The 17,934-nt window shown below is 66.2% G+C and carries 15 protein-coding genes; 7 read left to right on the forward strand and 8 right to left on the reverse strand.

Annotated features, from left to right (window positions below; genetic code table 11):
- Positions 1-193: 193 nt before the first annotated feature.
- Both ssb and VCS63_RS02230 read right to left on the reverse strand, forming a co-directional pair.
- A complete protein-coding gene (ssb, locus tag VCS63_RS02225; protein WP_042795956.1) occupies positions 194-715 on the reverse strand; it encodes a single-stranded DNA-binding protein in 522 nt (173 codons plus the stop codon).
- Positions 716-997: 282 nt separating this feature from the next.
- Positions 998-2,215 carry an MFS transporter gene (locus VCS63_RS02230; protein ID WP_042795955.1) on the reverse strand — a complete coding sequence of 406 codons (1,218 nt, stop codon included), beginning with the start codon at positions 2,213-2,215 and terminating at the stop codon, positions 998-1,000.
- A 186-nt stretch (positions 2,216-2,401) separates the two neighbouring features.
- Between VCS63_RS02230 and uvrA the strand changes: the two genes are divergently transcribed.
- Both uvrA and VCS63_RS02240 read left to right on the forward strand, forming a co-directional pair.
- Positions 2,402-5,257: an excinuclease ABC subunit UvrA gene (gene uvrA / locus VCS63_RS02235; protein ID WP_372341594.1), complete on the forward strand. Its 2,856-nt coding sequence runs from the start codon at positions 2,402-2,404 to the stop codon at positions 5,255-5,257.
- A 32-nt stretch (positions 5,258-5,289) separates the two neighbouring features.
- Positions 5,290-5,952, forward strand: a complete 663-nt coding sequence (locus tag VCS63_RS02240) for a glutathione S-transferase family protein (protein WP_076816784.1) — start codon at positions 5,290-5,292, stop codon at positions 5,950-5,952.
- A 7-nt stretch (positions 5,953-5,959) separates the two neighbouring features.
- On the opposite strand, the gene VCS63_RS02245 is transcribed toward VCS63_RS02240, so the two are convergent.
- Positions 5,960-6,862, reverse strand: coding sequence for a LysR family transcriptional regulator (locus tag VCS63_RS02245; RefSeq protein ID WP_042795952.1), 903 nt, complete (start codon positions 6,860-6,862; stop codon positions 5,960-5,962).
- 128 nt (positions 6,863-6,990) lie between these two features.
- Between VCS63_RS02245 and VCS63_RS02250 the strand changes: the two genes are divergently transcribed.
- The gene (locus tag VCS63_RS02250; RefSeq protein WP_042795951.1) at positions 6,991-7,992 is read left to right on the forward strand and encodes a tripartite tricarboxylate transporter substrate binding protein; all 1,002 of its coding nucleotides are present in this window, start codon (positions 6,991-6,993) and stop codon (positions 7,990-7,992) included.
- A gap of 23 nt (positions 7,993-8,015) precedes the next feature.
- Entirely contained in the window at positions 8,016-9,209 is a 1,194-nt protein-coding gene (locus VCS63_RS02255) for a M20 aminoacylase family protein (RefSeq protein ID WP_063641523.1), read from the forward strand.
- Positions 9,210-9,257: 48 nt separating this feature from the next.
- Here VCS63_RS02255 and VCS63_RS02260 read toward each other — a convergent pair whose 3' ends face one another.
- The 3 genes from VCS63_RS02260 to VCS63_RS02270 are packed head-to-tail and all read right to left on the reverse strand — an operon-like array spanning position 9,258 to position 12,123.
- On the reverse strand, positions 9,258-10,385 hold the full coding sequence (locus VCS63_RS02260) for a deoxyguanosinetriphosphate triphosphohydrolase (protein WP_042797488.1): 1,128 nt from the start codon (positions 10,383-10,385) through the stop codon (positions 9,258-9,260).
- A 23-nt stretch (positions 10,386-10,408) separates the two neighbouring features.
- On the reverse strand, positions 10,409-11,485 hold the full coding sequence (aroB, locus tag VCS63_RS02265; protein ID WP_063641524.1) for a 3-dehydroquinate synthase: 1,077 nt from the start codon (positions 11,483-11,485) through the stop codon (positions 10,409-10,411).
- A complete protein-coding gene (locus VCS63_RS02270) occupies positions 11,482-12,123 on the reverse strand; it encodes a shikimate kinase (protein ID WP_042795950.1) in 642 nt (213 codons plus the stop codon). Before VCS63_RS02270 ends, aroB begins: the two co-directional genes overlap by 4 nt.
- A 114-nt stretch (positions 12,124-12,237) precedes the next feature.
- Between VCS63_RS02270 and VCS63_RS02275 the strand changes: the two genes are divergently transcribed.
- Positions 12,238-14,685 carry a penicillin-binding protein 1A gene (locus VCS63_RS02275; RefSeq protein WP_175198697.1) on the forward strand — a complete coding sequence of 816 codons (2,448 nt, stop codon included), beginning with the start codon at positions 12,238-12,240 and terminating at the stop codon, positions 14,683-14,685.
- Between the two features lie 60 nt (positions 14,686-14,745).
- Here the strand turns inward: VCS63_RS02275 and cyaY are convergent, their stop codons facing one another.
- The gene (cyaY, locus tag VCS63_RS02280) at positions 14,746-15,075 is read right to left on the reverse strand and encodes an iron donor protein CyaY (protein WP_013396958.1); all 330 of its coding nucleotides are present in this window, start codon (positions 15,073-15,075) and stop codon (positions 14,746-14,748) included.
- Between the two features lie 54 nt (positions 15,076-15,129).
- On the opposite strand from cyaY, the gene lptM reads away from it, so the two are divergent.
- Both lptM and lysA read left to right on the forward strand, forming a co-directional pair.
- Positions 15,130-15,291 carry an LPS translocon maturation chaperone LptM gene (gene lptM / locus VCS63_RS02285; RefSeq protein WP_232033770.1) on the forward strand — a complete coding sequence of 54 codons (162 nt, stop codon included), beginning with the start codon at positions 15,130-15,132 and terminating at the stop codon, positions 15,289-15,291.
- Positions 15,288-16,580 carry a diaminopimelate decarboxylase gene (lysA, locus tag VCS63_RS02290; RefSeq protein ID WP_063961434.1) on the forward strand — a complete coding sequence of 431 codons (1,293 nt, stop codon included), beginning with the start codon at positions 15,288-15,290 and terminating at the stop codon, positions 16,578-16,580. Before lptM ends, lysA begins: the two co-directional genes overlap by 4 nt.
- Before the next feature lie 60 nt (positions 16,581-16,640).
- Here the strand turns inward: lysA and VCS63_RS02295 are convergent, their stop codons facing one another.
- On the reverse strand, positions 16,641-17,930 hold the full coding sequence (locus VCS63_RS02295) for a hypothetical protein (protein ID WP_323878141.1): 1,290 nt from the start codon (positions 17,928-17,930) through the stop codon (positions 16,641-16,643).
- Between the last annotated feature and the right edge of the window lie 4 nt (positions 17,931-17,934).

Genomic DNA, 17,934 nt, shown 5'->3' on the forward strand with positions numbered 1-17,934 from the left:
CGGTGGCGGCGAACGTCCATCGCAGCGAAATCCAGCGCGTGGACGGCGCGCTGAATACTGGGTAAGCCCCGGGGCGCTGCAAGCCCCGCGCATAGCAGGTCCACGGCACGCTTCTGGTTGGAAACAGGCAAGAAAAAGGCCTCTGCCCGAACGGGTAGAGGCCCTTCAACTGCAACCTTCCGATGAAGCGGAATCAGAACGGAATATCGTCGTCCATATCCGCCAGGTTGGCGCCGCTGCTGGCCGGAGCCGCTGCGGGAGCCGGACGCTGCTGCGGGGCCGGGCGTTGGGCCGGAGCGCGTTGCTGCGGCTGGCGCGCCGGGGCGTCGTCGTAGCCGCCACCGCCGCCGAAGCTTGCGCCACCGCCGCCGCCGTCTTCGCGGCCGCCCAGCATTTGCATCTGGTCGGCAACGATTTCGGTGCTGTAGCGGTCAGCGCCGGTGTCTTTGTCTTGCCACTTGCGCGTCTTCAGGCGGCCTTCGATGTAGACCGAGCGGCCCTTCTTCAGGTACTCGCCGGCGATTTCAGCCAGGCGGTTGTACATGACGACGCGGTGCCATTCCGTTTCTTCGCGGCGTTCGCCCGAAGCCTTGTCTTTCCAGGTGGAGGTGGTGGCAATGGACATATTGCAGATTGCCGCCCCTTCGGGGCTGTAGCGGACTTCTGGGTCGCGTCCCAGATTGCCCACGAGTATGACTTTGTTAACCGATGCCATGCCGTTGTCCCTCTGTTGTTGACAGCCTGCGTGTGCGTTGCCGCGGACGCGCCGGCAACAACATTAAAAGCGATGATGTTGAAGACCGGCTTCATGAAACACGCCGGTCACCGTAACGATGACCGGCGACGCCGGGTTGAACCCTGAGTGAAGCCCTGATTTGATGCGTATTATCGACGAAAAGCGCCTGCCGCGCCAAACCAGGATGTGACAAAGCCGTCCATGCCGGCAAGCCGATTTTGGCGGCGGATACGCGCTTTTCGGGGCACGATCCGCCATTTTTCAGCCGGCCCGGGGCGAGGCCTGACGGTCCGGTTCGGGCAGCGGCCGCAGTGCCCAGGTCACGGCCAGCCAGACCGCCGACAACACGGCTGCCGCCATGAAAACGGCGCTGGAACCGGAATGGGCGGCCAGCCAGCCGCCCAGCGCGCCGCCCGCGAACAGGCCGGCGGCTTGGGCGGTGTTGTAGAAGCCCAGCGCAAGGCCTTTGTAAGCCTGCGGCGCCACGCGGGATACCAGCGACGGCTGCAAGGCTTCCAGCACGTTGAAGGCCACGAAAAAGCCCGTGAGGGCGGCGGCCAGGGTGTAGAAGCCATGGCTCGCGGCGGGCAACAAGGCGCACACCAGCACCAGCCCGGCAACAGCGGCGCGCAGGGCGCCGCGATGGGCACGGCGCTTTTCCGCGATGAACACCACTGGCACCATCAACACAAAAGACACCAGGATGACCGGCAGATACACTTTCCAGAGTTCGCGGGCATCCAGGCCGCCCACCTTGGCCAGCAGCGCCGGCACCACGACGAACAGCGCAACCTGGATGAGGTGCAGGACGAACACGCCGAAATTCAGGCGCAGCAGATCGCTATGGGTGAGGACTTCGCGCGGCTTGGCCGCCTGCATGGTCCGCGCCTGGGTCAGGGGCACCACGGGCACCACCCAGCCCGCTACGGCCAGGCAGACCACGCCCAGGCAGGCAATGGTCCAGAACAGGCCGGACAGGCCCCACCAGCCGACCAGCACGGGCGACAGCACCAGCGAGACGGCGAAGGACAGGCCGATCGAACCGCCCACCATGGCCATGGCCCGGGTGCGGACCTCGTCGCGGGTGGAGTCCGCGAGCCAGGCGGTCACGGCCGCCGAAATGGCGCCCGCGCCCTGGATGGCGCGGCCGATGGTGATCCAGTACACGTCGGACGCCAACGCACAGACGATACTGCCCGCCACGAACAGCAGCAGGCCGAACAGCACGACCGGGCGGCGCCCCCAGCGGTCGGACGCCAGGCCGAAGGGAATCTGCATGAAGGCCTGCGTCAGGCCGTACATGCCCAGCGCCAGGCCCACCCGGGCAGGATCGTCCCCGCCCGGCATGCCGGCGGCGGCCACGGCAAAAACGGGCAGCAACAGGAACAGCCCCAGCATCCGCGCCGCGAACAGGCCGGCCAGCGCCACGCTGGCGCGGCGCTCGGACGGGGTCAATTTCAGTTTTTTGTCTGCCTGCATGCGGAAGTTTCAACGATGACTAGGGCTGCTCACGCGCGTGGGTGTCACACGCTCAAGGTCTGATCTGGCGGTGCGGCGCCACCCCCGGGGCCATCCAGGCTGAAGTAACTGCCCCGAACGCAGGGGGATTCGGCGCGCTATAGTACCAAGTTGGCCTTTGAAACCGCTTAAAAGAGCCCGATAGACGTGACAATACGCATTCGGGGTGCGCGCACCCACAATCTCAAGAACGTCTCGCTGGACCTGCCGCGCCACAAATTGGTGGTCGTCACCGGCTTGTCCGGCTCGGGCAAATCCTCGCTCGCCTTCGACACGCTGTACGCGGAGGGCCAGCGCCGCTATGTCGAAAGCCTGTCCGCCTACGCCCGGCAGTTCCTGCAACTGATGGACAAGCCGGACGTGGACCTGATCGAAGGCCTGTCTCCGGCCATATCCATCGAGCAGAAGGCGGCGGGGCACAACCCCCGCTCCACCGTCGGTACCATCACCGAAATCCACGACTACCTGCGCCTGCTGTATGCGCGGGTCGGCACGCCCTACTGCCCGGACCATGGCCTGCCGCTGCAGGCCCAAAGCGTCAGCCAGATGGTGGACGCGGTGCTGTCCTGGACGCCCGAAACGCGCCTGGCCGTGCTGGCCCCGATCGCGCGCGGCAAAAAAGGCAGCTTCGAGGATGAGTGCGCCAGCCTGCAAGCGCAGGGCTACGTACGCCTGCGCGTGGATGGGCAGATGACCGAAATCGACGGCATGGCGCCGCTGAAGAAGACCGAAAAGCACGACATCGATGTCGTGATCGACCGGCTGCGCATCAAGCCCGAAAGCAAGCAACGCCTGGCGGAAAGCTTCGAGACGGCCCTGCAGCTGGCCGAAGGCCGCGCCTTGGCCCTGGACATGGACAGCGGACGCGAACAGGTCTTCTCCAGCCGCTACGCGTGCCCGGTGTGCAGCCACAGCCTGCCGGAGCTGGAACCGCGCCTGTTCAGCTTCAATAATCCGATGGGCGCCTGCCCCAGCTGCGACGGCATCGGCCAGGTGGGCTTTTTTGACCCGAAGCGCGTGGTCGCCTTCCCGGAACTTAGCCTGGCGGCCGGCGCCATCCGTGGCTGGGACCGCCGCAACGCGTTCACCCATTCGCTTCTGACCAGCCTCGCCGCGCACTACGAATTCGACATCGAGGCCCCTTTCGAGGAACTGCCCGAAGCACTGCGCGACAAGGTCCTCTACGGCTCCGGCGACGAAGAGATCTCGTTCCTCTATCTGAACGAAAAAGGCCGCAGCACGGTCAAGCGCCATACATTCGAAGGGGTGATTCCGAACCTGGAACGCCGTTGGCGCGAAACCGATTCGGCCACAGTGCGCGAAGAGCTCGGCAAGTACCGCAACATCAAGACCTGCCCGGACTGCGGCGGCTCGCGTCTGCGGCCCGAGGCCCGCAACGTGCTGATCGGCCAGGATCCGCGCGGCGGCGAGCGCCATGGCCAGGCCATCTACGAGGTCGAGGCCATGCCGCTGTCGACGTGCCTGACCTGGTTCCGCGACTTGAGCCTGACGGGCGCCAAGCAGGAGATCGCGCAACGCATCGTGCGCGAGATCGAGGCGCGCCTGAGCTTCCTGAATAACGTGGGCCTGAACTACCTGTCGCTGGACCGCAGCGCCGACACCATCTCGGGCGGCGAGGCGCAACGCATCCGACTGGCCAGCCAGATCGGCTCCGGCCTGACCGGCGTGATGTACGTGCTGGACGAGCCGTCCATCGGCTTGCACCAGCGCGACAACGACCGCCTGATCGGCACCCTGCAGCATCTGCGCGACCTCGGCAATAGCGTCATCGTCGTCGAGCATGACGAAGACATGATCCGCATGGCCGACTGGGTCGTGGACATGGGACCGGGCGCGGGCGAGCATGGCGGCCAGGTGGTGGCGCAAGGCGACCCGGAAACCGTGCAGCGCGATCCAAATTCGCTGACCGGCCAGTACTTGAGCGGCGCTCGCGCCATCGCCATCCCGAAACGCCGTCCCGTCACCGACGAACTGTCCTGGCTGACCCTGACGGGCGCCAGCGGCAACAACCTGAAGCACGTGGACCTGCGCATCCCGTCGGGTCGCCTGGTGTGCGTGACCGGCGTGTCCGGATCGGGCAAATCCACCCTGGTGAACGACACGCTGGCGGTGGCGGTGTCACGCCAATTGCATCATGCGCAAAGCGAACCCGCCCCCTATGTGTCGATGCAGGGGCTGGAGAACTTCGACAAGATCATCAGCGTGGACCAGAGCCCCATCGGCCGCACGCCGCGCAGCAACCCAGCCACCTACACGGGGCTGTTTACGCCCATCCGCGAACTCTTCGCGGGCGTGCCGGAAGCGCGCACCCGCGGCTACGATCCTGGACGCTTCAGTTTCAACGTCAAGGGTGGACGCTGCGAAGCCTGCCAGGGCGACGGCGTGGTCAAGGTCGAAATGCACTTCCTGCCCGACATGTACGTGCCTTGCGACGTCTGCCACGGCAAGCGCTACAACCGCGAAACGCTGGAAATCCGCTACCGCGGCCGCAACATCAGCGAAGTGCTGGACCTGACGGTGGAGCAGGCGCTGGAATACTTCGAGTCCGTGCCGGCCATCGCGCGCAAGCTGCATACGCTGATCGACGTGGGCCTGTCCTATATCCGGCTGGGCCAAAGCGCGACCACCCTGTCGGGCGGCGAGGCGCAGCGCGTGAAGCTGTCGCAGGAACTGTCGCGGCGCAGCACGGGCCGCACGCTCTACATCCTGGACGAGCCCACCACAGGACTGCATTTCCGCGACATCGAGCTGCTGCTGCAAGTCCTGAACCAGCTGGTCGACAGCGGCAATACCGTGCTCATCATCGAACACAACCTGGACGTCATCAAGACGGCGGACTGGGTGGTCGACATGGGCCCGGAAGGCGGCGACGGCGGCGGCCGCGTGGTCGCGCAGGGCACGCCGGAAGACGTGGCCGGGACCTCCGCCAGCCACACCGGGCATTACCTGGGCAAGCTGCTGCGCCGCAATCCCGACGCGTAAACCATCACATCAACGGCTATAAGGCGCGTGATATGTACACCTTGATCATCGGCAACAAGAACTACTCGTCGTGGTCCCTGCGCCCGTGGATCGCCTTGCGCGCGACGGGCATTCCGTTCACGGAGCAGAAGCTCGGCTTCTTTACCGAGGAATTCTCGCGCCGCGTAAGCGCGGTGTCGCCCGCGGGTCTGGTGCCGGTGCTGCTGGACGGCGACTTCGCCGTCTGGGATTCGCTGGCGATCTGCGAGTACCTGGCCGAAAGCCATCCCGAAGCCGGGCTGTGGCCGCAAGACCCCAAGGCTCGCGCCCGCGCGCGCTCGCTCGCCGCGCAGATGCACAGCGGCTTCGGCGCGATGCGCCAGGCGCTGCCCATGAATGTCGAGGCGCAACTGCCCGGCATTGCGCTTCCCGAGGCCGCGCAACAGGACATCTCGCGCCTGCAAGCCATCTGGCACGACACGCGCGCAGAGTTCGGCCAGGGCGGCCCGTTTCTGTTCGGCAGGTTCTCGATCGCCGACGCGTTCTTCGCGCCGGTGGTCTCGCGCTTTACCACTTATGGCATTGCGGCCGCGGGCCCCGTGCGCGACTACATGGACGCGGTGCTGGCGTTGCCCGCCATGCAGGAATGGACCCGGGACGCGCTTGCGGAAGCCACCTTCGTGCCCGAGGACGAGCCCTACCGCAAGCATCGCTGAACCGCGATCAATCGCGCAGGCGCTGCGCCACGAATTCGCGCACCAAGGCCATCGCGGGAGCCTCGGTGCGGCCCGTCAAGGTCACCATGGCAAATAGCGCGTGACTGCGCAGCGGCGGATCCGTGGCCAGTTCGGTCAGCTCGCCTGCGGCAATGCCCAGGCGCGCCGCGCCCACGATGCCCAGGAACACCGCGTCCGACACGCGCACCGCTTCAAGCAGGCTGCCGATTTCGTCGCAGCGCAATCGCATCGAGGTCTGCGGGTCCGCCTCGATGCCGAAATGCTCCACCAGAATACGCCCGGTGTCGGCCGCCAGGAACGTGGACGCCAGCGGGTACGCGGCGATCTCCGCGAATCGAGCCGCTCTGCCCAGTTGGGCCAGCGGGTGGCCTCGTCGGCAGATGAACCCGGCCCGCATTTGCGACGTGGGCTCGATGCGCAGATCGGCCGCCGGCACGATGCCCCGGGTATCGACGATCAGCGCATCCAGGCGCCGCTGGCGCAACAGCGCCAGATGGGCCTCCAGCGAACCGCGCATCACGTCCAGCCGCAACTGCGGATAGCGCTGGGCCACATGCGCCAGCAGCGGCGTCATCAGCATGACGCCCGGACCCGATCCCAGGCCGAGGCTGATGCTGCCGCGATCCCCCTGTGTCAGCAGTTCCGCGCTGCGGCGCAACTCGCCCGATTCAAACAGGATGCGCCTGGCGCGGCTGGCAACGGTCAGCCCCAGCGGGGTCAGCTCCGTGCGCTTGCCCATGCGATCCAGCAGCCGCGCCCCCAGGTCTTCTTCCAGAAGACGGATGCTGCGGCTGAGCGCCGACTGCGTCAAATGCAGGTGTTCGGCCGCTCGGCTGAACGAGCCTGCCTCGGACACCGCCAGCAGATGTTCGAGCTGTTTGAGGTTCATGCCCGAGTTCTCATCCAAGTATGAGTTTTTTTTCTAGCTTCCAGAATAACAATTCGTTAGACAACTAGCGAGGCCAGTCCCTAGCATGCGGATCACGCTATATCCATTCCAAGGGGAAATTCGTGAGCATGCTTTCCAATAGCCTGCGCCTGGCCGGCTGTGCGCTGGCGCTGGGCGCGGCACTGCTGGGCCAGGGGGCCCGGGCCGCAGACTATCCCGATCGGCCAGTCATGATGATGGTGCCCTACCCGGCCGGCGGCGCGTCCGACTCCATCGCCCGGGTCGTGGCCACCCCTGTATCCAAGCAGCTTGGCCAGCCCGTGCTGGTGGAGAACCTGGGCGGCGTCAGCGGCGCGCTGGGCGCACAGAAGGTGCTGGGGGCAAAGGCCGACGGCTATTACCTGTTCCAGGGATCACCCAATGAGCTGATTCTTTCGCCCATTGCCAATCCCGCGGTGAAGCTCAAGAGCGAAGACTTCCGCCTGGTGCAGATGATAGGCATGGCGCCGCTGGTGATCGTGGCGCGAGCCGATCTGCCCGCCAACAGCGCCGACGAGCTGGTCGCGCTGGCGCGAGCGCGCTCGGCGTCCCAGCCGTTGACGTTCGGCAGCGTGGGCGTGGGCTCGCTGTACCACGTGCTGGGCGAACACATGGCCCGCACCATCGGTGCCAACATGATGCACGTGCCCTATAAAGGCGGCGCGCCGCTGATGCAGGATATCGGCGGCGGCCAGGTCGACCTGGCCATCCTGCCGCTGTCGCAGCAACAAGTGGCGTTGGCCGAGCAGGGCCGCATCAAGCTGCTGGCCAGCCTGGACCCGCAGCGCAGCCAGCTGCCCGCGCTCAAGGCGGTGCCCTCGGTCAACGAAGGCCAACTGCTGAAGGGTTTCAACTTCACCACCTGGACCGGCTACTTCGTCAAGCGCGACACGCCGGAAGACGTAGTGTCGCGCCTGAATGCCGCGCTCAACACCGCCATGCAGGATCCCGCGGTGAAGGACAGCCTCGCCCATCAGAACATCGAAGTCTCCGCGCCCATGAGCGCGGAACAAGCCAACGCCATGTACCGCGCCGAAACCGAGCGCTTCCGCGAGATATCCAGCCACGTGAAGCTGGCCGGCAATCAGTGACCCGATTCAAGGAACGATCCGACATGCATCCCATCCTGCAGACCATGACCGCCCAGGCCGACGAGTTCGTCTCGATCCGGCGCGACATCCACCGCCATCCCGAGCTTGGCTTCCAGGAGTTCCGCACCAGCGATCTGGTGGCGCAATGCCTGACGCAATGGGGTTATGCGGTGGAACGCGGCCTGGGCGGCACCGGCGTGGTCGGGCAGCTGCGCCGCGGCAGCGGCGCCAGGCGCCTGGGTCTGCGCGCCGACATGGACGCCTTGCCCATCCAGGAGGCAACGGGCCTGGAGCATGCCAGCTGCAACGAGGGCGTGATGCATGCCTGCGGCCATGACGGCCATACGGCCATGTTGCTGGCGGCCGCGCATCACCTGGCCAAGCATGGCGACTTCGACGGCACGCTCAACCTGATCTTCCAGCCCGCCGAGGAAGGCCTGGGTGGCGCGAAGCGCATGATGGAAGATGGGCTGTTCCGCAAATATCCCTGCGACGCCATCTTCGCCATGCATAACATGCCGGGTCACCCGCAAGGCCGCCTGCTGCTGCGCGACGGCGCCGCCATGGCCTCTTCCGACAACGTCACCATCGTGCTGGAAGGCGTGGGCGGGCATGGCGCCATGCCGCATTGCGCAGCCGATCCGGTCGTGGCCGGCTCGGCCATCGTGCTGGGATTGCAGAGCATCGTCGCCCGCAATATCGATCCCCTGCACATGGCGGTGATAACGGTCGGCGCGTTCAACGCCGGCCGCGCCAATAACGTGATTCCGCAGACCGCCACGCTCAAGCTCAGCGTGCGCGCGCTGGACCGCGGCGTGCGCGACACGCTGCAGGCGCGCATCACCGAGCTGGTGCACAGCCAGGCGGCCAGCTACCAGGTGCGGGCGACCATCGACTACGGCCGCGGCTATCCCGTGCTGGTGAACACGCAGGAAGAAACCGATTTCGCGCGCCGGGTAGCAGTGGAACTGGTGGGCGCCGACAACGTGGAGCTCCAGACCCGTGCGCTGACGGGCAGCGAGGACTTCGCCTTCATGCTGGAGGAAGTGCCCGGCTCCTACTTGCTGGTGGGCAATGGCGACGGCTCGGCGGACGGCTTCAACAGCGGGCACGGGGCCTGCATGGTGCACAACCCGGGCTACGACTTCAACGACCACAGCCTGCCGGTGGGCGCGGCCTACTGGGTGCTACTGACGCAGCGCTTTCTGGCCGGCTGAGACAGCGCGTCCAAGGCGCGTGCCCGCACAACATGGCGGGCGCGCGCCTCAAGCCATCTCGAACAGACGCTTGTGCTCGCGGATGGCGTAGCGGTCGGTCATGCCAGCGATGTAATCGGCGATGGCGCGGGCCTGCTCATTGAACGCCGGCCTGCGATAGTCGGGCGGCAGCAAGCGCGGATCATCCAGGAAGGCGGCGAACAGTTCGCGCACAATGCGTCGCGCCTTGGTCGTCATGCGCAGCACGCGGTAATGGCGGTACAGGTTGTCGAAGAGGAATTTCTTCAGTTCGTCAGCCTCGCGGCGGATCTCGGGCGAAAACGTCGCCAGCGGCGGTGCCCGGCGCACGTCATCGGCGGTGGCCGGCGCGAACTCGCGGATGCGCGCCTGCGACGTGCGCGTCAGATCGCCGATCAGGGTATTGATCATGCGGCGTATGGTTTCGGCCACGGCGCGCCGCGGTGCCAGGCCGGGATAGCTTTCCAGCACGTGGGCGTGATGCCGCTCGAAGATCGACACGTCCTTCAACTGATCCAGCGTGATCAGGCCCGAACGCAAGCCATCGTCGATGTCGTGGTTGTTATAGGCGACTTCGTCGGCCAGGTTGGCCAACTGCGCTTCCAATGACGGCTGGGTGCGGTCCAGGAAGCGCTGGCCCACGTCGCCCAGCTGGCGCGCATGCGCAGCCGAGCAATGCTTCAGGATGCCTTCCCGCGTTTCAAAGCACAGGTTCAGGCCATTGAAGTCCGCATAGCGTTCTTCCAGTTCATCCACCACGCGCAGGCTTTGCAGGTTGTGCTCGAAGCCGCCCGCCTCGGGCGCGAGTTCGCGCATGCAGGCGTTGAGTTCGTCCTGACCGGCATGGCCGAACGGCGTATGCCCCAGGTCGTGCGCCAGCGAGATGGCTTCGGTCAGGTCTTCGGACAACCCCAGGCTGCGCGCCAGCGTGCGCGCGATCTGGGCGACTTCCAGGCTATGGGTCAGGCGGGTGCGGAACAGGTCGCCTTCATGGTTCACGAAGACCTGGGTTTTGTATTCCAGGCGCCGGAACGCGCCGGAATGGACGATGCGATCGCGGTCGCGTTGGAATTCCGTCCGATTTTCCGGCGGGGGCTCGGCGTAGGCCCGCCCGCGCGATTGAGACGGGTGGGATGCATAGGAAGCCAGTTCTTTCATCTGCAACACCGTCTCCAGCGTGTCTATTGCGTGGTGCGGGCCAGGACGGCGCGCACGGCGTCGTCGGGGACTGCCCGCGTCAGGGCTTCACCGATGCGGGGCATGAGCACGTAGCGGATCGAGCCGCCCTCGGTCTTTTTGTCCACCTGCATCAGGTCCAGCCAGCGGTCCGCGCCCAGGTCAGGCGCCACGGCGGGACAGCCGATGGCGGTTACCAGCGCGCGCACGCGCTCCACGTCGGCGCGGTCAAAGCCGGCAACGTCCGCCGACAATTCGGCGGCCTGCACCATGCCGCAACCCACCGCTTCGCCGTGCAGCCAGGCGCCGTAGCCCAGGCCGGACTCGATGGCGTGGCCAAAGGTATGGCCCAGGTTCAGGATGGCGCGCAAGCCGGATTCGCGCTCGTCCTTGCCCACCACCTGCGCCTTCAGCTCGCAGGACCGGCGGATGGCGTAGGCGACGGCGTCCGGGTCCAGCGCGCGCAGCTTCTGCGCGTTTTCCTCGCACCAGGACCAGAAGGCCGGGTCCAGGATCAGGCCGTACTTGATCACTTCCGCCAAGCCGGCGGACACCTCGCGGGCCGGCAGCGTATTCAGCACGTCGGTATCGATCTCGACGGCGACCGGCTGGTAGAACGCGCCGATCATGTTCTTGCCCAGCGGATGATTGACGGCGGTCTTGCCGCCCACCGACGAGTCGACCTGCGACAACAAGGTCGTGGGCACTTGCAGGAAGCGCACGCCGCGCATATAGACCGCGGCCGCGAAACCCGTCATGTCGCCGATGACGCCACCGCCCAGCGCCACCAGCACGCAGCGGCGGTCCAGGCGGTTGCCCAGCAGCGCATCGAAGATCAGGTTCAGCGACTGCCAGTCCTTGTAGGCCTCGCCATCGGGCAATTCGATCCGCAGCACTCGCTTGCCTGTCCTGGCCAGCGCCGCCTCGGCGCGCTCGCCGTACAGGGCGGCGACGGTCGGATTGGTCACCACGGCGATCGCGGTGGCGTCGGCGGGGATGCTCTGGTCCAGGGCGTCCAGGCGACCGGGACCGATGTTGATCGGATAGCTTCCGCCCGGGGTGTCGACGTGTACAACGTTCATATGCGCTTCTCGAAGGCTTGCAGTTGCGGCAGCAGCGCCTTGACCAGGGTGTGTATGGGCATGGCGCCCGTTTCCACCACCAGGTCGGCCACTTCCTTATAGAGGGGTTCCCGCAGGGTCATGAGTTCGCGCAGCGTGCCGCGCGGATCGGCGGTGGCCAACAGGGGACGGTTGCGGTCGCGGCAGGTGCGCCGGAACAATTCGTCCACGCTGGCCCGCAGGTAGACCACGATGCCACGCTCGCGCAGGCGCTGGCGGTTTTCGGGTGCCAGGATCGCTCCGCCGCCGGTGGCGAGAATTATGTTGCGCCGTTGGGTACACTCTTCCAAGGCGGCAGATTCCCGGCGACGAAACCCGGCTTCGCCCTCGATTTCGAAGATTACCGGCACCCGCACGCCGCAACGCGCCTCGAGCTCATGATCCAAGTCCATAAACTCGCGCCCCAGCGCACGCGCCAGGCCACGCCCTATGGTCGTCTTGCCCGCGCCCATCATCCCGACCAGGAAAACCGGCAGGTCATGCGGCAGCGTGGCGGCCTTGCCTGTGCACTCGATCGCGCAAGGCGGGTTTTCGGGCGTCTCGCCGGAGGACGCCGGGTCCGGGTCAGCCTCCGGACATGAGTTAGCGGAAAAGTTCATGACGGCATTATCACATCAGCCGCCAGTTGCCCGCGTACCACACTGAACGATTTTGTTACAGAAACCGGTTCCCCGTGCCGGGACGGACCCGGAGATACCCGTAAAATCGCCGCGATGAGCAAGCCCCAGAATTCCTCCAAGAAAGACAAGCCCGCCAAGAGCGGTTCCCCGATACTGCGATTCTTCGTAAAGACCGGCATTTTTTTCGCCGGCCTCTTCCTGTGCGGCGTACTGCTGGCCGGGATGGCGTTGGCGCTGGCCTGGCCCAACCTGCCAGACCTGAACGCCATGACGGATTACCGCCCGCGGGTGCCACTGCGCGTCTATACGGCGGATCGCGTCCTGATCGGCGAATTCGGCGAAGAACGCCGCAATGTGCTGCGCTTCAACGAGATCCCGGACGTCATGAAATCCGCGGTCCTCGCGGCAGAGGACGACCGCTTCTACCAGCACGGCGGGATCGACTGGATGGGCGTGGTGCGGGCGGGCCTGACCAACCTGGTCAGCATGTCGAAGTCGCAAGGCGCCAGCACGATCACGATGCAGGTGGCGCGCAATTTCTACCTGTCGTCCGAGAAGACCTATTCGCGCAAGTTCTACGAGCTGCTGCTGACCTTCAAGATCGAATCCGAGCTCACCAAGGACCAGATCCTCGAGCTCTACATGAACCAGATCTACCTGGGCCACCGCGCCTATGGTTTCGCGGCCGCCTCGCGTACCTACTTCGGCAAGCCCCTGTCCGAAGTCACGCCCGCGGAAGCCGCCATGCTTGCCGGCATCCCCAAGGCGCCGTCGCGCTTCAACCCGATCGCCAACCGTCCGCGCGCCGAGCTGCGCCAGCGCTATGTGCTGGGCCGCATGCACTCGCTGGGCTACCTGACCGAGCCTGAATACCAGCAGGCGCTGGCCCAGCCCATCGTCATGAAGTCCGCGGAGGGCACGCCCGCCGGCGGCTATTCCATCCATGGCGAATACGTGGCGGAACTGGCGCGCCAGTTGCTGTTCAACGTGTACCAGGACAACGTCTATTCGCGCGGCATCAATATCTATACCACCGTGCAGTCCAAGGACCAGGAAGCGGCCTACCGCGCCGTGCGCGAAGGCGTGCTCGAATACACGCGCCGCGCCCCCTACCCCGGCCCTGAAGAACAGCTGGACCTGCCCCCGGGCACCGAGAACAATCCGCAAGCACTCGACGAATTCCTGGACGGCGTGTTCGACAAGTTCAGCGACAGCGGCGACCTGCTGACGGCGCTGGTGCTGTCGGCCAGCCCCACCGAAGTGAAGCTGGCTCGCAGCTCGCGGGAGATCATCACCGTCACGGACAAGAAGGTGCTGGGCGTCGTGGCGCGTGCGCTCAACGACAAGGCCAAGCCCGAACAGCGCATCAAGCGCGGCTCCGTCGTCTACATCCGCAAGTTCGGCGATAACTGGGAGATCATCAACCTGCCCTCGGTGCAGGCGGCCTTCGTGGCGCTGTCGCCGCAAGATGGCGCCATTCGCGCCATGGTGGGCGGCTTCGATTTCTACCGAGGCAACTTCAACCGCGTCACGCAGGCCTGGCGCCAGCCCGGTTCGAACATCAAGCCCTTCATCTATGCGGCTTCGCTGGAGCGCGGCCTGACCCCGGGCACGCAGATTTCCGACCAGCCCTTCGAGCTGACGGCCGCGCAGACCGGTTCCAAGGCCTGGAATCCCAAGAACTACGGCAACCAGTACGAACCCATGCTGACGCTGCGCCAGGGTCTGTACAAATCCAAGAACATGGTGTCGATCCGTATCCTGCAGGCGATCGGCCCGCAGTACGCGCAGGACTACCTGACCCGCTTCGGCTTCGACAAGGCCCGCCAGCCCGCCGTGCTGCCGCTGGCGCTGGGCGCGGGCTCGGTAACGCCTCTGCAACTGGCCGGCGCGTTCTCGGTGTTCGCCAACGGCGGTTACCGTGTCACGCCTTACCTGATCGACCGCGTCACCGACAGCAGCGGCAAGGTCATCATGCAGTCCAAGCCGGTCGTTGCCGGCGACGCCGCGGCCCGCGCCATCGACCCGCGCACCGCCTGGGTCATGGACGACATCCTGCGCGGCGTGGCCACCTACGGCACTGCGGCGCGCGCGCGCGTCCTGCTCAAGCGCAACGACATCGCCGGCAAGACCGGCACCACCAACGAATCCGTCGATGCCTGGTTCTCGGGCTACACCCCGTCGCTGGTCGCCACCGCATGGCTGGGTTTTGACCAGCCGAAATCGCTGGGTTCGCGTGAAACCGGCGGCGGCGTCGCCATGCCGATCTGGGTCGACTACATGCAGACGGTCCTCAAGGGCGTGCCCGAGGAAAAGCCGCGCCCCCGTCCCGACGGCCTTCTCGTGGAAAACGGCGAGTTCTACTTCTCCGAATTCCCGCCCGGGCAAGCCGTGGCCCGCCTGGGCCTGCCCGAGGCCGACACGCTGGGCGAATTCCTCAATGGCCTGAACGGCAGCATCAGCGAGGAAACCAAGATCAAGGTGGCGCCGGGCGTGGGCACGCAAAGCAACACGCCCTGGTCCCAGAAAATTCCGTTCTGACGCGCAAATGACAAGGCCGGCCCGATGGGCCGGCCTTTTTTTGCGCCGTGGCCTGCCCTTTTACAGGCGTATGGTCACGGGAACGCCAGCTGCTGCGGAGCAGATCTGAGACAAGGCGTCCGGCAGCTGTGGGCCGCCTCGGGTATCGTTCCAGTGCTGGCCATCGTAGCGGTAGTGAAAGCCGCCGCTGCGCGCCGCGACCCACAGCTCCTGCATGGCGGCCTGGCTATTCACCACCACATGGGTGTTGTCTTCGAAAACCATTGTCAGCACATTGCCGCTGCGGCTGGTTTCGACATCGACGTCGAGCGAAGCCGCCCAGTCATCGGCCTGGCTTTCGATGCTGTTCAGCACCTGGTCGATCAACGCAAGAAATTCGGTTTCGGTCATAATCGAGCCTGCAAGAATTAGGAGTTCCCAGTGTTCCACTTGGCATTTCGCCGCATGGTCCTTCGCATTGTAGCCACGCTGATGGCGACCGGCATGGTTGCGGCCTGCGGGTACAAGGGTCCCTTGTACTTGCCGACGCCTGACGGCAAGCCGCCCGCGCGCACGCAGCAGCAATCGCAGCCGACGGTCATCCCGCCGACGCCCTCGCTTCCATGACTTCCCGATTCCCCGCGCAGCCTGAACTGGCCGGCCATCCGTACTTCCAGTTCCGCAACAATGTCCTGTACGCCGAGGACGTGCCGCTGGATCACCTGGCCGAAAAGCTCGGCACCCCGCTGTACGTATATTCGCGCGCCGCGCTCAGGGCCGCCTGGGAATCCTACCGCAACGCCGTCGGCGAGCACCCCGTGCTGGTCTGCTACGGCATGAAGGCCAATTCCAACCTGGCCGTCCTGAAGGAATTCGCGCGGCTGGGCGCGGGTTTCGACATTGTTTCCGGCGGCGAGCTCAAGCGCGCCCTGGCGGCCGGCGCGGACCCGTCCCGGATCGTGTTTTCCGGCGTGGGCAAGCAGGCCTGGGAAATGCGCGACGCGCTCGCGGCCAAGGTCAAGTGCTTCAACGTCGAATCCGAAGCCGAATTGCGCCGGCTGTCGGAAATCGCGCATGGGATGGGCCTGCGCGCGCCCGTCTCGCTACGGGTCAACCCGGACGTGGATGCGCAGACGCATCCCTACATTTCCACCGGCTTGAAGGAAAACAAGTTCGGCATCGCCATCGGGTCGGCGCTGGACGTCTACCGCAGCGCCCAATCGCTGCCAGGCCTGGAAATCGTAGGCGTGGACTGCCACATCGGTTCGCAACTTACCGACATCAGTCCCTATTTCGACGCGCTGGAAAAGCTGCTGGACCTGATCGAAAGACTGGATCAGGAAGGCATCCGGATCGCGCACCTGGACCTGGGCGGCGGCCTGGGCATCCGCTACACCGACGAAATCCCTCCGTCGCCCCAGGCCCTGCTGGACCGCGTATTCGAACGCCTGAACGCGCGCGGCTTCGGCCATCTGCACCTGGTGCTGGAACCCGGCCGTTCGCTTGTGGGCAATGCCGGCGTGCTGCTCACCCGGGTCCAATACCTGAAGCACTCGGAAGCGCGCAACTTCGCCGTTGTCGACGCCGCCATGAACGACCTGCTGCGCCCCGCGCTGTACGAGGCCTTTCACGGCGTGCGCCCCGTGCATCCGAGGGCGGGCGAGGACACCGTCTACGACATCGTCGGCCCGGTCTGCGAAAGCGCCGACTGGCTCGCCAGGCAACGCAAGCTGGTCATCGAGCAAGGCGACCTGCTGGCCGTGGAATCCGCGGGCGCGTACAGCATGGCCATGGCCAGTAACTACAACGCGCGCCCGCGCGCGGCCGAAGCCATGGTCGACGGCGACAAATACTACGTTGTGCGCCAGCGCGAAACGCTGGACGACCTGCTCAAGGGCGAATCCACCCTGCCCTGACCGGCCGCCGCGATCCGCGCCGTCACCCATGAACCGCATACGGGCGAGATATCTCGTCCCTCAGTTGAATTCATGCGTGATGGATGCCGGCCGGCCCGGCGCCACGGTCAACGTCATGCGATGGTCTCCCGCCGACGCATTGCGCACGATCACCTGATAGCGGCCCGGCGCCAGCGACAGTTCGCGCAAGGGCGGACTCACACCGCGCGAACGGCCATTGACCAACACCTCGCCCCAGGGACGCACCGCCACACGCACCAATACCGGTGCGGCGGGGGGTGGCGGCTGGGTCGCGGGCGCGGGCGGTTCCGACGCCGCAGGAGCCACGCCAGCCTGCGGCTCGGTGGTGGTCGCTGGTTTTGGTTCGTCAGGCAGCGCACCCGGTTGGACGGAGACTGATTGCGGCGGCGGATCCGGCTCGACCGCGGCGGGGGCTGGGGCGGTCTGCGGCGCGGGCTGCGGGGGGGACGGCGGCTGTGGTTGGGCCGGGGCTTGAGGTTCAGGCTGAGGTTCCGGCCGGGCCTGCGCCTGCGGCGAGCCAGCCAGTTCGACGGGCGCCTGGGCCGGCTTCAGCCAGGCATACGTGCCCGCTGCAAGCAAAAGGACGACCGCCAAGGCCAGAGGCAGGACGCGCCGCGCCCGCGCCGGATGTTCCGACCGCATTGCCGTCAGGCGCACGGCGGGCGGTGGCATAGCGGCAGGCTCGTCCGCGCGCGCGTCCGCTATCAGGGTAGGCATGGCCATGTCCGACTCCTGGCCTGACTCCTCCGCGGGCGGCAAAGACGCTCCCATTGCCGCCGCCAGTTCTGCCACCGTCTGCGGCCGCGCCTGTGCCGCCATCGCCAGCCCGTCGTCGACCGCAGCACAGAACTGCTGACCATAGGCACCCGGTTCCCATACGCCCAACGGCAGGTAGTCGTCGCGCACGCGGCGTGCCAGCGCGTCAGGCGGAGCCGACCCGGTCGCCAGGAAATACGTCAGCGCAGCCAATCCATACACGTCGGTCCATGGGCCGCAGGCATAGGCTGGATCATCCGTGTACTGCTCGAATGCGGCGTAACCAGGGTGCCGGATGGCGTCTTCATCATCGGGCGCTGCCGCCGGCGGCCGCAGGTTGGCGGATCCGTGCGTGTCATCGACCACGGCATCGGGGCATATGCCGCCGTGCGTCCGGCCGGCCCCGTGCCAGGCTGCCAGGGACAAGGTCAGGTCGGCCATCACCCGCAGGATCTTCTCTTCGCGCCGTGGCCCGGGCGGCAGGCGCAGGATTTCGTCCAGGCGGGCCGCATCCATGGCGGCTGGCGAGCGGGCCAGGCCCGGCTCTGGCGGCACAGCGGAAGTTCGAAGCATGCGC

Origin of the sequence: Achromobacter sp. D10 (genome assembly GCF_035282245.1) — a bacterium.
Classification (GTDB): domain Bacteria; phylum Pseudomonadota; class Gammaproteobacteria; order Burkholderiales; family Burkholderiaceae_B; genus Achromobacter; species Achromobacter insolitus.

Bases quoted from the DNA above. Each gene is read 5' to 3' on its own strand.
- lysA (WP_063961434.1), top strand. From the start codon at position 15,288: ATGACTTCCCGATTCCCCGCGCAGCCTGAACTGGCCGGCCATCCGTAC.
- VCS63_RS02245 (WP_042795952.1), bottom strand. From the start codon at position 6,862: ATGAACCTCAAACAGCTCGAACATCTGCTGGCGGTGTCCGAGGCAGGC.
- VCS63_RS02275 (WP_175198697.1), top strand. From the start codon at position 12,238: ATGAGCAAGCCCCAGAATTCCTCCAAGAAAGACAAGCCCGCCAAGAGC.
- aroB (WP_063641524.1), bottom strand. From the start codon at position 11,485: ATGAACGTTGTACACGTCGACACCCCGGGCGGAAGCTATCCGATCAAC.
- ssb (WP_042795956.1), bottom strand. From the start codon at position 715: ATGGCATCGGTTAACAAAGTCATACTCGTGGGCAATCTGGGACGCGAC.
- VCS63_RS02240 (WP_076816784.1), top strand. From the start codon at position 5,290: ATGTACACCTTGATCATCGGCAACAAGAACTACTCGTCGTGGTCCCTG.
- VCS63_RS02255 (WP_063641523.1), top strand. From the start codon at position 8,016: ATGCATCCCATCCTGCAGACCATGACCGCCCAGGCCGACGAGTTCGTC.
- VCS63_RS02230 (WP_042795955.1), bottom strand. From the start codon at position 2,215: ATGCAGGCAGACAAAAAACTGAAATTGACCCCGTCCGAGCGCCGCGCC.
- VCS63_RS02250 (WP_042795951.1), top strand. From the start codon at position 6,991: ATGCTTTCCAATAGCCTGCGCCTGGCCGGCTGTGCGCTGGCGCTGGGC.
- lptM (WP_232033770.1), top strand. From the start codon at position 15,130: ATGGTCCTTCGCATTGTAGCCACGCTGATGGCGACCGGCATGGTTGCG.
- cyaY (WP_013396958.1), bottom strand. From the start codon at position 15,075: ATGACCGAAACCGAATTTCTTGCGTTGATCGACCAGGTGCTGAACAGC.
- VCS63_RS02295 (WP_323878141.1), bottom strand. From the start codon at position 17,930: ATGCTTCGAACTTCCGCTGTGCCGCCAGAGCCGGGCCTGGCCCGCTCG.
- VCS63_RS02270 (WP_042795950.1), bottom strand. From the start codon at position 12,123: ATGAACTTTTCCGCTAACTCATGTCCGGAGGCTGACCCGGACCCGGCG.
- VCS63_RS02260 (WP_042797488.1), bottom strand. From the start codon at position 10,385: ATGAAAGAACTGGCTTCCTATGCATCCCACCCGTCTCAATCGCGCGGG.